The following is a 13,173-nucleotide window of genomic DNA, read 5'->3' as shown; positions in this document are numbered from 1 at the left end:
AGTGGTGTGTACACCCCCGAGGATCAGACCGAGGTGTCAACGGCGGCGGTGATGCGGGTGCCGCGTCCGGGCGCCGTGTCGATCACGAGGGCGCCACCGATCGCTGAAAGGCGGTCGGTCATATTGATCAGCCCATGGCCGATCGTCGCGGGATCGAATCCTCGGCCGGTGTCGCTGATCGCGAGGTTGAGCATCTGGTCGTTGGCGTGTGCCGTGACCGTGACCGCGGTATCGGGTCCGCCGTGTTTGGCGGCATTCTGCAGCGCCTCGCTGCAGCAGTAATACAGAGCTGCTTCGGTCGAAGTGGGATAACGGCCCAGGCCCTGTAGGTCGAGGTGCACAGGGACCGCCGCGCGCGCGGCCAGCGTCGGCAAGGCCTCGGAAAGCCCGCCACTGACCAGCAGCGGGGGATAGATACCGTGGGCGAGCCTCCGAATCTCGACGATAGATGCCTCTACCAGGTCGGATGCCTCCATCAGCAGTGCCTGATATCGGTCGTGCTCGGCGTTGCGGGCGAGTCCAATGAGCACCGACAACGCGACGAGGTGTTGCTGGGCGCCGTCGTGCAGATCACGTTCGAGGCGGCGCCGTTCTTCGTCGGCAGCGGTGGTCAACCGGGTGCGGGAGGCCCCCAGTTCGGCGGCGCGGTCGGCGAGCTGTCCTTCAGACGTCCTCAGCGCCGCGGCGTTGTTCCATACGATCACCAAGAGGTGAAAAGCATTGAACGGCACGCCCACAACGATGACGAGGGTCTCGAGCCAGCGAGGCCCGTGTTGGACCACGTCTGGAATCGGCAGGAAGCGCGTCAGCAAAGCCATCGCTAGCACGCAGACCGCGGTGATAACAGTGAAGGCCAGCCCCCGTTGCCAGCGAATGTAGGGCTCCGCGAAGACAACTGGGACAATGGCAACCAGCGCCATCACGGCCAGGAAGTTGGGGTTTACAACCGTCACGAGGACAGCGCTAATCCAGTTCGTGATGCAGACCAAGCTGATCGACTGCGAATATCTACCGAGCCGAGCCAGACGCAGCCCGATCGCCAACGCAACACATTGTGGGGCGCCGACCGCAGCGAACAGCAGCACATAGGGCGTTCGGTACCAGAACACGTACTCCAGCAGTGGCAGTACGACGCCGGCGCTCGCCCACAGAGCGAAATGCCCGCTGAGGAACAGCTCATAACGCTCGGCCCTGAAGCGGTTGATCAGGTCGTGGCCCAGCAACGACGACGAGCGCACCGCCGCGGTCAGCAGCACTTGCGGTGCGCGCCAGCTGGGCATCGCTGCGCCGGCCGGCGGCGGCTTCATCTCGCTGCTCGCCATATCCGACTCAGCAGATCGGGGCTCAGACGTTCCTTGTGCAAGTATGCGGCGGCACCGCAGTCCGCGGCAGCAGCAGAAATGTCCTCGAGGTCGTAAGTCGACATCAGCACAACCATCAAATCCGGTCGCGCAGCATGGATTTGCCGGGCCGCTTCGATCCCTCCCATTCCCGGCATGTGGATGTCCATCAACACGATGTCCGCGTCGCCGTCCCGAATGAGTTCGACCGCTGATTCACCGGTCTCGCATTCGCCGGCCATCACGAAATCATCCATCGCATCGAGGGTGGCGGCGGTAGCCCGCCGGAAACCGGCCTGGTCGTCGACAACCCAGACCCGCACGCTCTCGTCCGCCACCGGGCCAGCGTGCCAGGCATGTTTGCCGCGCACCATGGTGTACACACCACCATTTGCAGCCGATCAATCGACACGATCAAGCCGATCCGTGGTTGTCGAGGAACATCAGCACAGCTTTGACTCGCCGATCAACAGCGTCGTCAACGGTCAACTCGAGTTTGGCGAAGATCGAATTGATGTGCTTTTCCACCGCCCGCTGAGACAACACCAGCCGCTGCGCAACCGTTCGATTGCTGAAGCCGGTTGCCAGTTCGCTGAGCACCTCGCGTTCCCTGGGGGTCAACCGGCTCAGAGTCGCGACGGAACGAGGTTGAGCGAGCAGCGCCTCAACTACCAGAGGATCGAGCACCGTCCCACCGCTCGCCACCTGGCGAACGGCCTCGGCGAGCTCGTCGAAATGCGATATCCGTTCCTTCAAGAGATATCCCCGGCCCGCCGTACCGCCCTCCAACAGCCCCGCGGCGTAGCTCGGCTCGGCGTAGTTCGACAACACGATCACGCCGACGGCCGGATGCGCCGTCCGCATCCACCGTGCCAGTCGAATCCCTTCATCGGTCGACGTGGGTGGCATGCGAACGTCGGTGACCAGAATCGTCGGTCGATGCTGTTCCACGAGCTCGACCGCTGAGTCGTAGTCCTCGGCGACACCGACGACGGTTACGTCGGGGTTGGTCGACAACGCCCGGCTGACGCTATCCCGCACCAGCAGGGAATCCTCTGCAATGACGATCGATATTCGATCACCCACGTTGCCGCCGTCCCTCCCCGATCGATCGTGATCACCAATCACGATCGCTGCCGGAAGCCGTCAGTGTCGAGTTTTCGAATTATCGCCCATCGACCCAACTCCGACAGCGCGACGTCCGGTTGGACAGCGATCACCTGGACAGTAGGGGACGGCCCTCCGATTCGCGGGCCAATCGGGTCGAGTAGCGGTAGTCGCCGGCGACGTCCTCAGCGGCGCAAAAAGAATCCCGCCGATTTGATGGCTGCTCAAGCGACGGCGTTTGCGGCATGGTGACCAGGACATCAAGACCACGCGAATCGCAGGGCGGCAACGGGTTGCCATCCGCGGCGCGCCCGGCCGGAGGCACGCCCGTGTTCACACCACCCGCCCCCAAGGCACGCCCATCGACGCGAACACGATCCATGCCACCAGTGGCACCGGTCGGGAAGCGCGCGGCATGACCAACGTCATCGTCGCCCCGAAGCCGGGGGCCCCGTCCGGAATTGCGCCCGCAGCACCCGCGCCGTCGCGGCCTCGCGACGTCTTCCTGCCCGGCAGTGTCCGGCGCCAGACCGTCCTCGGGACGTTGCGCCGCAGGCTTCGCTGGCCGCTGGGCATCTACACGACGCCGGTCGTGCTCCTCATCGTGTGGGAGATCCTCGCCAAGACCGGCGTCTTGAAGCCCACGTATGCACCGGCCCCGAGCGACATCGTCAGCACGACGATAACCCTCTGGAAGGACGGAGTCCTGGGTCCTGATCTGGCGATCTCGTTGCAGCGGGCGGGGATTGGCCTGCTGCTCGGGTTGAGTGTCGGCATCGTGACCGGCGTGCTCGGCGGATTCCTTCGCAGTGGTGAGTACCTGTTCAACGGCCTCGCGCAGATCCTGAACACCATCCCGCTGCTCGCGGTGCTACCGCTGATGGTCGTGTGGTTCGGCATCGACGAGCTGACGAAGATTCTGCTGATCGCCTTCGGCGCAGGCGTGCCGATGTACCTGAACCTCTTCGCGGCGATCCGTGGTGTCGACCAGCGCCTGATCGAGATGGCCCGCACCACCGGTGCTGGCTCGTGGCGCGTGGTCACCCGGGTGCTGGTGCCAGGTGCACTTCCGGGTTTCCTGGTCGGTCTGCGCTTCTCGCTGGCCTACAGCATCCTTGGCCTGGTCGCGGCCGAGACCGTCAACGCCGATGCGGGGCTCGGCTTCCTCATTACGCAGGCTCAGACGTATCTACAGACCAACAAGGTCTTCGTGGGCTTGGTGATCTATTCGATCCTTGGTCTTGTCGCCGACCAGCTCGTCCGCAGCCTCGAGCGGGTGCTGTTGCGGTGGCGGCCCAGTTATGAGGCGACGTGAGCGGCGCCGTAGCGGCCGCACCCCGTCAGCAGACCGGTGTGCTCGTTGAACAGGTCGTCCGTACGTTCGGTGACCGGGTGGTGCTCGACCATCTCGATCTGACGATCGGAGACGAGGAACTCGTCGTCCTTCTTGGTCCGTCGGGCTGCGGAAAGAGCACCCTGCTGCGACTGCTTGCCGGGTTGGACAAACCGGATGGCGGCCGCATCGAGGTTCCTGCGAAGCGGGCAATCGTGTTCCAGGCCGACCGTCTGCTTCCCTGGCAGCGCGTTCTTCGCAACGTCACGTTGGGCCTGCGAGGCCCGGACGCCGATCAGCGGGCGCGTGAGGCGCTCGGCGAGGTCAATCTGGCCGGCCGCGAGAACGCTTGGCCCAAGCAGCTTTCGGGTGGCGAGGCCCAGCGCGTCGCGCTCGCCCGTGCGCTGGTCTCCGAACCAGAGCTGATCCTGCTCGACGAGCCGTTCGCATCGCTGGACGCGATCACCCGGGTGCGGATGCACGATCTGGTTCGCGAACTGCGCCGCAAGCATCACGCCTCCATGCTGCTCGTCACCCACGACGTCGATGAAGCGATCGCCCTTGCCGACCGCATCGTCGTCATGAGCAACGGGCGCATCGGCAACGCCCACCAGGTACAGCTGTCGGCCAGCGCCAGGGAGGCGAGCGTGGCCCGTGAGGAAATCCGGGCGGCCCTGCTGGCAGACCTCGGCCTGGCCAGCCAGCACTAAAACGTTTCGTATCACCCAGAAATACACAGGAGAACCCATGTCCCACAAGTCTTTCCGAATCGTCGGTGCAGCCGTCGTGCTCACGCTGGCCACCGCTCTTTCCGGCTGCGGCTCCTCGGCGACGGCCCCGCAATCCTCGCTGGGGCCGTTGAGCGGCTCAGCCGGCAGCGGCAGCCATCCGGAGTGGAGTCAGTACACGTTCACCATCGGCGACAACGGCGGTGACGGCAGCGAGGAGCTGGCGAAGGTCACGGGCGTGTTCGACGACGCGCCGTACAAGGTCAAGTTCGCCCGGTTCGACTACGGTCCACCTCTGGTGCAGGCCGCTGCCACCGGTGACATCGACCTCGGCTCGGTGGGCGACGTCCCGCCGATCACCGGGGCGGCAAAGCAGTTCGGCTTCAAGATCGTGGCCGTGCAGCGCGGCTCTGATCCCACCAAGGCCGCCGAGAACATCATCGTGCCAAAGGATTCACCGATCCAGACCCTGGCCGACCTCAAGGGCAAGCGGATCGCCATCCCACAGGGCAGCTCCGCCCACGGCCTGGCGCTGCTCGCGCTCAAGAGCGTGGGCCTCACGCCCAAGGACGTTCAGCTGGTCTACCTCAGCCCCGCGGCAGGCGGCACGGCGTTCAATACCGGCAAGGTGGACGCCTGGTCCATCTGGAACCCGCAGTCCGCGCTCGCGGTGAAGGACGGCGCCCGGATCGTCGCCAAGGGGCTCCCGCCGATCGACCAGGTCAACAACTACTACGTGGCGAGCGACAAGTCGCTGAACGACCCGGTCCGGCGCGCCGCCCTTGCCGACGTACTCACCCGCATCGGTCGCGAATTCAATTGGGCCCAGCAGAATCCCGATCAGTACGCCAAGGCCATCGCGAAGGAAACAGGTGTTCCCATCGAGGATGCCAGGACCACCGTGGACGCCTACCCGTTCAAGATCACCCAGTTCCTCCCCGAAGACCTCAAGGCCGAGCAGGCCCTCAGTGACGCCTTCTTCGAGGCTGGCGAGATCACGACGAAGGTCGACGTCAACACCATCTCCGACAACCTCCTTCCCGACGGCTTCGACAGCTCGAAGGCGCCCTAATGAGCGCTTGCGCGACGAAGAGAGCGTTCTGATGAGCGGACAGCGGGAGCTGCACCTCAATGCCTTCCTCATGGAGGCCGGCCACCACGAGGCGGCATGGCGGCTGCCGGAGAGCAACCCGCGTGCCGACTTCGACCTGGCGCACTGGATTGCGTTGGCGCAGTTGGCGGAGGCGGCCAAGTTCGACTCGCTGTTCCTCGCCGACGGGCCCGCGCTCACCGGCGACGGTGAGTTCCGTCCGCCGGGACAGCTCGAACCACTGACCCTGCTGACCGCTCTGGCGCAGCACACCAGCCGCATCGGGCTGATCGCAACCGTGTCGTCGACCTACAACGAGCCCTACAACCTGGCGCGCAGGCTCGCATCGGTCGATCACGTCAGCGGTGGCCGGGCCGGATGGAACATCGTGACGTCGGCGGGTGCCGACGAAGCCGCCAACTTCGGCCTCGACGATCGGCCCGACCACGCGGTGCGCTACGTACGCGCCAACGAGTTCCTCCACGTCGCCAAGGCGTTGTGGGACAGCTGGGAGAGCGAAGCCGTTCTTGCCGACAAGGTTTCGGGCCGCTACGCCGATCCGAAACGTCTGCACGCCATCGGGCACGCCGGCAGCCACTTCAAGGTAGCGGGAGCCCTCAACGTCGAACGGCCGCCCCAGGGATACCCGCTGCTGGTGCAAGCCGGATCCTCGGAGGACGGCAAGGACTTCGCGGCCCGACATGCCGAGGCCATCTTCACCGCCCACCAGACCTACGAGCGCGCCGCCGACTTCTACGGCGACATCAAGGCACGGACGAGGGCGGCGGGCCGCAACCCAGAGGCCGTGCTGGTGCTGCCCGGCATCGTGCCGTTCATCGGCTCGACGGAGGCCGAGGCCCAGGAGCTGGCGAAGACCTTCGACGACCTTCGAGTGCCGGAATACGGCCTGTGGCAACTGGCGAACATCTTCGAGACCGACACGTCGGCGTTCGACCTCGACGAGCCGTTGCCCGCCTCCATCCTGGCTCGGCCCAAACTGCAAGGCACGCAGAGCCGCTCGGACCTCATCATCGAGATGGCCCAGCGGGAGGATCTCACGGTCCGGGAGGTCCTTTCGCGCCTTGGCGGCGGTCGCGGGCACTTCACGTTCGTCGGCACTCCGGAGCAGATCGCCGACACGATCATCGCGTGGTTCGAGGGCGGCGCCGCCGACGGTTTCAACATCATGGCGCCTGCGCTGCCGTCGTCTCTCGAGACGTTCATCGAGCACGTGCTGCCCATCCTGCGGGGCAAGGGGCTGTTCCGCGAGGACTACCGCGGCACCACCCTGCGCGACCACTACGGCCTTCCGATCCCGGCGAATCAGTTCCAGACCGACGATGCACACTCTGCGGTGTGACACTTTCTGATCCTGGCGTGTCGGCCTCACCGGCCGGCAGCGCCAACGTTCCGCCTGCCCTGTCCATCAAGGGGCTCCGCAAGGTCTATGCCGACGGCTTCGTCGCGGTACCCGACCTCGATCTGCAACTCGACGACGGCGCATTCTTCGGTCTGCTCGGGCCCAACGGGGCAGGCAAGACCACCCTCATCGGTTCGGTGTGCAACATCGTCAAGCCGACATCGGGTGCGCTGACCGTCTTCGGGCACGACTATCGGACCAGGGAGGCCCGGCGACTCATCGGTCTTGCCGAGCAGGAGATCAACGTCGATCGCTTCCTGTCGGTCCGACAGCTCCTGATCTACCACGCCGGCTACCACGGCATCGGACGCAAGACCGCCGTGCGCCGCGCCGACGAGCTGCTCGCGCTGTTCCGCCTCGAGAGCAAGGCCGACGGCCGCGCCTACGAGCTGTCCGGTGGCATGCAACGCCGCCTCGTCATCGCACGCGCCCTGATGCATCAACCGCGCCTGTTGATCCTCGACGAACCGACGGCGGGCGTCGACGTCGAATTACGTGCCGAGATATGGGGATTCATCTCCAGGCTCAACGCCGCAGGCACGACGATCCTGCTGACCACGCACTACCTGGAGGAAGCCGAAGCGCTCTGCGACGAGATCGCGGTCATCCGGGCGGGCCGGATCATGGACCGAGGGTCGGCGGCATCCCTGCGTGACCGATACGAGGCACGTGACATCTCCGAGGTCTACGCGAGGGTCATCGCTGCGGAGGTCACCCCGTGAGCGGCGCAGAGGCTCAGACGATCAGGCCGTACGACGAGCCGTTCCGCTCGGAGCGTGCACCGTTCCTCTGGCTTGCCGAGCGGGAGGTGTTGCGGTTCTTGAACATCTGGCAGTACTCGATCGTCGGCCCCGTACTGTCGACCATCCTGTTCGTCATCGTCTTCGGATCGGTACTGGGCCGTCACGTCGACTCGACGGACGGCGTGCCCTACGGCCAGTTCATCCTCCCCGGCCTGCTCGCCCAGGCGATCGTGAACGTCGGATTCTTCAACGGGACGACGAGCCTGTTCGAAGCCCGCCGCGACAGGTACATCCACGACGTGTTCGCCAGTCCACTGCGATGGTGGGAGATCAACGCGGCCCTGGTGACCGGTGGCATCGCGCGTGGACTGATCGTGGGTGCCGGTGTCCTCGTGATCGGCATGCCGCTGACCCACGGTGGCGTGGCCCGGCCCTTCGTGTTCCTGTTTGGCACTCTCGGCGTGCTGGTGGTGGCGGCGCAGACGGGTGTGATCGCAGGCAGTCTGGCGAAGTCCCTCGACCACGTGTACTCGATGGAGTCGATCATCTTGCTGCCGCTCGGATTCCTCGGCGGCATCTTCTACTCCGTCCATCAGCTGCCACCCGTATGGGCGGTCGTCAGCCAGATCAACCCGGTCTTCTGGCTGGTGCAGGTCGTACGCATCGGCTTGCTGGGAAGCGGTGACACGAACGCCGTTTCGGCATTGGCCGTGGTGTGGGGGCTGGCGGCGGCGCTGTCGGTGTGGTCGGCGGTCATCTTCGGCAGGAACCACCTCAAGGTCTAGAACAAGGAGTGCTGTGACGAACGCTGAAGCCATCGAGACGCTGTCCACCGACGTGCTGGTGATCGGCGGCGGCCCTGCGGGCACGTGGGCCGCCATCAAGGCGGCGCAGGCCGGCGTCGACGTGGTGCTGGCCGACAAGGGGTACACCGGCGCCAGTGGCGCCACCGCCTCGGTCGGTACCGGGATCTGGTACGTCGACGACGTGCCAGAACAGCGTGAGGCGGCGATGGCCAGCCGCGAGGCCCTTGGCGGTCACCTCGCCGAGCGCGAGTGGATGACGCGCGTGCTCGACGAAACCCACGCCAGGATGCACGAACTCGGCGAGGTGCAGCGCTACCCGTTCCCGGTCGACATCAACGGCCAGCCGATCCGCAACGACCTCCAGGGCCCCGAGTACATGCGCAGGCAGCGCACCAGGGTGCAACGCCTCGGCGTTCGCATCCTCGACCACACCCCTGCACTGGAACTCCTCGTCGACGACGACGGGGTGGTGTCGGGTGCGGTGGCACTGGACCGCGCATCGGGCCGCACGGTGCGGATCGAGGCCGCGGCCGTGGTGCTGGCCGCCGGGGGCTGCGCGTTCCAGTCCAAGACCCTTGGCTGTGACGTCAACACCGGTGACGGCGCACTCATGGCGGTGGAGGCGGGCGCGGTGCTGTCGGGCATGGAGTTCTCGAGTGCGTATGCCATTGCGCCCAAGGGCACTTCGCTGACCAAGACCGCCTATTACTCGTGGGCGAGCTTCTACCGCGAGGACGGGACGGTGCTCGAGGGCGCGGCCAACTACGGTGGCCGGTCGGTGATCGCCAAGACGCTGCTGTCCGAGCCGGTCTTCGCACGGCTGGACCGCGCGACCGAAGCCGAGCAAGTCGCCATGCGTCGGGGCCAGCCGAACTTCTTCCTGGTGTTCGACCGGTTGGGCATCGACCCGTTCACCGACTTCTTCGAAATCACGCTTCTGGCGGAGGGAACCGTGCGTGGTACGGGCGGGGTGCGGATCGCCGACTACGCCTGCGGCACCGACGTTCCCGGACTCTACGCGGCGGGCGATACGGCGACCCGCGAGCTGATTTGCGGTGGTTTCACCGGCGGCGGCAGCCACAACGCGGCGTGGGCGGCGTCGTCGGGTAGTTGGGCGGGGCAGGGCGCTGCACGCTTCGCGACCCAGCGCGGACGTGTCGGCGCCGGACTGCGTTCTGTCGGAGGAGCAGGTATTCGTCCGACCGGCACGGTCGATCTCGGGCACCGCGACGTGGTCGCCGCGGTCCAACGGCAAGTGTTGCCCTACGAACTGAACTACCTGCGGCACGGTGACCGACTTACGCCGGCCCTGAACTCGTTGCACGACACGTGGTCTGAGGTGAGGTCGGGTCTCGGCGCGGACGGCGAGGACGTCTTCAGAGCACGGGAAGCAGCAGCGATGGTCGCTCACGGCCGATGGATGTACCACGCCGCGCTGGCCCGTACGGAGAGCCGCGGCATGCACAAGCGGGCCGACTACCCTGCGCAGGATCCTGAGCAGCGCCGCCGGCTGGTGACCGGGGGACTCGACGAGCTGTGGAGCCGACCGGAGTCGCCGAGCCCGGCGCTGGTCGGCGGGCACGCCGCGTGATCGAGATCGTCGCGTCGGACCGCTGCATCGCGTGCGACCGCTGCATCGACGTGTGCCCCACCAGGGTGTTCGATCGCGGTCCGGACGGAATCCCGGTGATCGCCAGGCATTCGAGCTGTCAGACTTGTTTTCAGTGCGAGGCGTACTGCCCGACCGACGCGCTGTTCGTCGCGCCACTGGCGACGCCCGCGGCCGCCGATTCCGGATTTCGCGACGCCGCGGGGCTGGCCACCGCCGGCGTGCTCGGGAGCTACCGGCGTGAACTGGGCTGGGGAAGCGGGCGCGCACTAGGCGCCCGCACCGCCGTTGGACCGGACTATCCGGATTGACGACGACGCAGCGCCCGGTTAGCGGCGTAGCTTGGCCTTGACCTCGCGGGCGCTCGGGTTGGTGAGCGTCGATCCGTCGGCGAACTTCACCGTCGGCACGGTCTGGTTCCCGCGGTTGACCGACATCACGAACTCGGCCGCCGACGGCTCGGCTTCGATGTCGATCTCGGTCCAGGTGATCCCCTCGGACTTCAGCCCGCGTTTCAGCTGGGCGCAGAAGCCACACCACGACGTGGTGTACATGGTCAACGTGGGCGATCCCGCAGCACTCATAAGACAGTCAACATAGTCGAACCTGCGTTCATGCCCAGACACGACCGTCGCGGACGCGAGGAGCAAGACAGCGGGTGCCCCGGCGGCAATTGTCGCCGGGCCCTGCCAAGATGGACGCCATGCCGCTCGAGGCTCCCGACGCCACACTCCTGAACGACCTCGACGACGAACAACGCGAGGCGGTGCAGGCGCCCCGTGGACCGGTCTGCGTACTGGCCGGCGCGGGCACCGGCAAGACCCGCACCATCACCCGACGCATCGCCTACCTGGTATCCGCCGGTCACGTCTCGCCAGGTCAGGTGCTGGCGGTGACGTTCACCTCGCGGGCGGCGGGGGAGATGCGGGCCCGGTTGCGGTCCCTCGACGCCGAATCCGGGGCGGGGGCCGCCGGGGTGCAGGCCGTGACGTTTCACGCCGCGGCACGCAGGCAGCTGCAGTACTTCTGGCCACGTCTGGTCGGCGACACGGGATGGGAGCTGCTCGACAGCAAGTTCGGCGTGGTGGCGCAGGCCGCCAACCGAGCCAAGATGTCGACCAGCACGGAGGACGTGCGTGACCTCGCAGGTGAGATCGAATGGGCGAAGTCGTCGTTGATCAGCCCCGAGACCTACCCTGCTGCGGTCGCCGAGGTGGGCCGCGACATTCCGTTCGACGCCGCAAGGATCGCCGCGGTGTACGCCGGATACGAGGAGCTCAAGGCCCGCCGCGACGGCACCACGCTACTGGACTTCGACGACCTGCTGCTGCACACGGCCGCGGCGATCGAGAACGACGTCGCCGTCGCGCAGGAGTTCCGGGACCGCTACCGGTGTTTCGTCATCGACGAGTACCAGGACGTCACGCCCCTGCAGCAGCGCGTGCTCGACGCCTGGCTCGGCGACCGCGACGACCTCACCGTCGTCGGTGACGCCAACCAGACCATCTACTCGTTCACCGGTGCCACCCCCGGCTACCTGCTGGACTTCTCCCGGCGGTTCCCGGAGGCGGCGGTGGTCCGGCTGGAACGCGACTACCGGTCAACGCCGCAGGTGGTGTCGCTGGCGAACCGGGTCATCGCAGGCGCCCGCGGCCGGATGGCCGGCAGCAGGCTGCACCTCATCGGCCAGCGTGACGCCGGGCCGGTGCCGACGTTCAGCGAGCATTCCGACGAGGTCGCCGAGGCCACCGCCGTCGCCAAATCCATCAAACGGCTCATCGACGCAGGCACCGCCCCATCGGAGATCGCGGTGCTCTACCGCATCAACGCCCAATCCGAGGTCTACGAAGAGGCGCTCACCGGGGCGGGCATCGCGTTTCAGGTGCGCGGCGGGGAGGGCTTCTTCAGCCGCCAGGAGATCCGGCAGGCACTGCTGGCTCTGCAACGCGCGGCCGAGCGTGGCGCAGCGGACGGGCAGGAATTGCCGCCGCTGGTCCGCGAACTGCTCGAGCCACTGGGTCTGACCGCCGAGTCGCCGACCGGTACCAAGGCCAGGGAGCGTTGGGAGGCCCTCGCCGCGTTGGTCGAACTGGTCGTCGAGGAGGTCGCCGCGCGGCCGGCACTGGACCTGCGCGCGCTGGTGGCCGAATTGCGCCAGCGAGCCGACGCACGCCACCCACCGGTGGTGCAGGGCGTCACGCTGGCCTCCCTGCACGCGGCCAAGGGACTGGAGTGGGACGCGGTGTTCCTGGTCGGCCTTGCCGACGGCACGCTACCCATCTCCCATGCGCTCACGCACGGCCCGGAGAGCGAACCGGTCGAAGAGGAACGTCGGCTGCTCTACGTCGGAATCACCAGGGCGCGAATCCATTTGGCGCTCAGCTGGGCGCTGGCGCGGGCGCCGGGCGGGCGGCAGGGTAGGCGGCCATCGCGTTTCCTCAACGGCATCGTCCCGCAGGCGAGCAACGACAGCACCCCCAACCGGCCCCGCAAGCAACGTGGGCCCACCCCGCGATGCCGGGTGTGCAACGGGGCACTGACCACACCCACCGCCGTCATGCTGCGCCGGTGTGAGACGTGCCCGTCGGACATCGACGAGGAATTGCTGGCCGAACTCAAGGAATGGCGGCTGCGCACAGCCAAGGAGATGAGCGTGCCCGCCTATGTCGTGTTCACCGACAACACCTTGATCGCGATCGCCGAGACGCTGCCTGGAGACGACGCCGCTCTGGTCGCGATCCCCGGCATCGGCGCACGCAAGCTGGAGCAGTTCGGACCCGACGTTCTCGAGCTGGTCCGCAACCGATAGCGAAACTGCCAAGAATCACAAAAATATTGCCAAACCCGCAGGTCAGAAAATCGCTTGTCAGTTTTGGGTGATAACGTCTAACCTCAGATACGCCCTGCGGGGCGTCCCAGCAGACAGAAAGGAGGGGCCAACATCATGGTGAATGTCAAAACGTTTTCAGGCGTAAACGTCGGCGTTGCCGGCATGTC

At 66.5% G+C, this 13,173-nt stretch carries 13 protein-coding genes; 9 read left to right on the top strand and 4 right to left on the bottom strand.

What is annotated here, in order from left to right; all coding sequences use genetic code 11:
• Positions 1–23: 23 nt before the first annotated feature.
• The 3 genes from HNP02_RS27955 to HNP02_RS43825 are packed head-to-tail and all read right to left on the bottom strand — an operon-like array spanning position 24 to position 2,426.
• Positions 24–1,307 (bottom strand): sensor histidine kinase, encoded by a 1,284-nt coding sequence (locus HNP02_RS27955; RefSeq protein ID WP_255507015.1) that lies wholly within the window; start codon positions 1,305–1,307, stop codon positions 24–26.
• The gene (locus HNP02_RS27950) at positions 1,304–1,714 is read right to left on the bottom strand and encodes a response regulator transcription factor (protein WP_184443996.1); all 411 of its coding nucleotides are present in this window, start codon (positions 1,712–1,714) and stop codon (positions 1,304–1,306) included. The genes HNP02_RS27955 and HNP02_RS27950 overlap by 4 nt, the downstream gene beginning before the upstream one ends.
• Positions 1,715–1,754: 40 nt before the next feature.
• The gene (locus HNP02_RS43825; protein ID WP_184443881.1) at positions 1,755–2,426 is read right to left on the bottom strand and encodes a response regulator transcription factor; all 672 of its coding nucleotides are present in this window, start codon (positions 2,424–2,426) and stop codon (positions 1,755–1,757) included.
• A 436-nt stretch (positions 2,427–2,862) separates the two neighbouring features.
• Between HNP02_RS43825 and HNP02_RS27940 the strand changes: the two genes are divergently transcribed.
• From HNP02_RS27940 to HNP02_RS27905, 8 genes are read left to right on the top strand one after another with little or no spacing between them, the layout of a single operon-like run.
• Positions 2,863–3,762, top strand: a complete 900-nt coding sequence (locus HNP02_RS27940; protein ID WP_184443880.1) for an ABC transporter permease — start codon at positions 2,863–2,865, stop codon at positions 3,760–3,762.
• Positions 3,759–4,490 (top strand): ABC transporter ATP-binding protein, encoded by a 732-nt coding sequence (locus HNP02_RS27935; RefSeq protein ID WP_184443879.1) that lies wholly within the window; start codon positions 3,759–3,761, stop codon positions 4,488–4,490. Before HNP02_RS27940 ends, HNP02_RS27935 begins: the two co-directional genes overlap by 4 nt.
• Before the next feature lie 37 nt (positions 4,491–4,527).
• Positions 4,528–5,580: an ABC transporter substrate-binding protein gene (locus tag HNP02_RS27930; RefSeq protein WP_184443878.1), complete on the top strand. Its 1,053-nt coding sequence runs from the start codon at positions 4,528–4,530 to the stop codon at positions 5,578–5,580.
• A 31-nt stretch (positions 5,581–5,611) separates the two neighbouring features.
• Complete coding sequence (locus HNP02_RS27925; protein ID WP_184443877.1) at positions 5,612–6,958, top strand: LLM class flavin-dependent oxidoreductase; 1,347 nt, start codon at positions 5,612–5,614, stop codon at positions 6,956–6,958.
• Positions 6,955–7,740, top strand: a complete 786-nt coding sequence (locus HNP02_RS27920; protein ID WP_309241714.1) for an ABC transporter ATP-binding protein — start codon at positions 6,955–6,957, stop codon at positions 7,738–7,740. Before HNP02_RS27925 ends, HNP02_RS27920 begins: the two co-directional genes overlap by 4 nt.
• Positions 7,737–8,546, top strand: coding sequence for an ABC transporter permease (locus HNP02_RS27915; RefSeq protein WP_184443876.1), 810 nt, complete (start codon positions 7,737–7,739; stop codon positions 8,544–8,546). Before HNP02_RS27920 ends, HNP02_RS27915 begins: the two co-directional genes overlap by 4 nt.
• Positions 8,547–8,559: 13 nt before the next feature.
• Positions 8,560–10,158 carry an FAD-binding protein gene (locus tag HNP02_RS27910; RefSeq protein WP_309241713.1) on the top strand — a complete coding sequence of 533 codons (1,599 nt, stop codon included), beginning with the start codon at positions 8,560–8,562 and terminating at the stop codon, positions 10,156–10,158.
• Complete coding sequence (locus HNP02_RS27905; protein WP_184443875.1) at positions 10,155–10,487, top strand: ferredoxin family protein; 333 nt, start codon at positions 10,155–10,157, stop codon at positions 10,485–10,487. The genes HNP02_RS27910 and HNP02_RS27905 overlap by 4 nt, the downstream gene beginning before the upstream one ends.
• Positions 10,488–10,505: 18 nt before the next feature.
• Here the strand turns inward: HNP02_RS27905 and HNP02_RS27900 are convergent, their stop codons facing one another.
• Positions 10,506–10,760, bottom strand: a complete 255-nt coding sequence (locus tag HNP02_RS27900) for a mycoredoxin (RefSeq protein ID WP_184443874.1) — start codon at positions 10,758–10,760, stop codon at positions 10,506–10,508.
• 119 nt (positions 10,761–10,879) lie between these two features.
• Between HNP02_RS27900 and HNP02_RS27895 the strand changes: the two genes are divergently transcribed.
• A complete protein-coding gene (locus tag HNP02_RS27895; protein ID WP_255507013.1) occupies positions 10,880–12,985 on the top strand; it encodes an ATP-dependent DNA helicase UvrD2 in 2,106 nt (701 codons plus the stop codon).
• The last annotated feature ends 188 nt before the right edge of the window (positions 12,986–13,173 follow it).

The sequence above is a fragment of the Mycobacterium sp. AZCC_0083 genome (assembly GCF_014202335.1).
GTDB lineage: Bacteria > Actinomycetota > Actinomycetes > Mycobacteriales > Mycobacteriaceae > Mycobacterium.
The sequence above is the reverse complement of the archived record's forward strand: the minus strand, read 5'-3'. Positions and strand labels throughout refer to the sequence as shown.

Excerpts from the sequence above, each read along its gene's own strand:
- HNP02_RS27955 (WP_255507015.1), bottom strand. The coding sequence starts at position 1,307 with ATGAAGCCGCCGCCGGCCGGCGCAGCGATGCCCAGCTGGCGCGCACCG.
- HNP02_RS27950 (WP_184443996.1), bottom strand. The coding sequence starts at position 1,714 with ATGGTGCGCGGCAAACATGCCTGGCACGCTGGCCCGGTGGCGGACGAG.
- HNP02_RS27940 (WP_184443880.1), top strand. The coding sequence starts at position 2,863 with ATGACCAACGTCATCGTCGCCCCGAAGCCGGGGGCCCCGTCCGGAATT.
- HNP02_RS27925 (WP_184443877.1), top strand. The coding sequence starts at position 5,612 with ATGAGCGGACAGCGGGAGCTGCACCTCAATGCCTTCCTCATGGAGGCC.
- HNP02_RS27930 (WP_184443878.1), top strand. The coding sequence starts at position 4,528 with ATGTCCCACAAGTCTTTCCGAATCGTCGGTGCAGCCGTCGTGCTCACG.
- HNP02_RS27895 (WP_255507013.1), top strand. The coding sequence starts at position 10,880 with ATGCCGCTCGAGGCTCCCGACGCCACACTCCTGAACGACCTCGACGAC.
- HNP02_RS27900 (WP_184443874.1), bottom strand. The coding sequence starts at position 10,760 with ATGAGTGCTGCGGGATCGCCCACGTTGACCATGTACACCACGTCGTGG.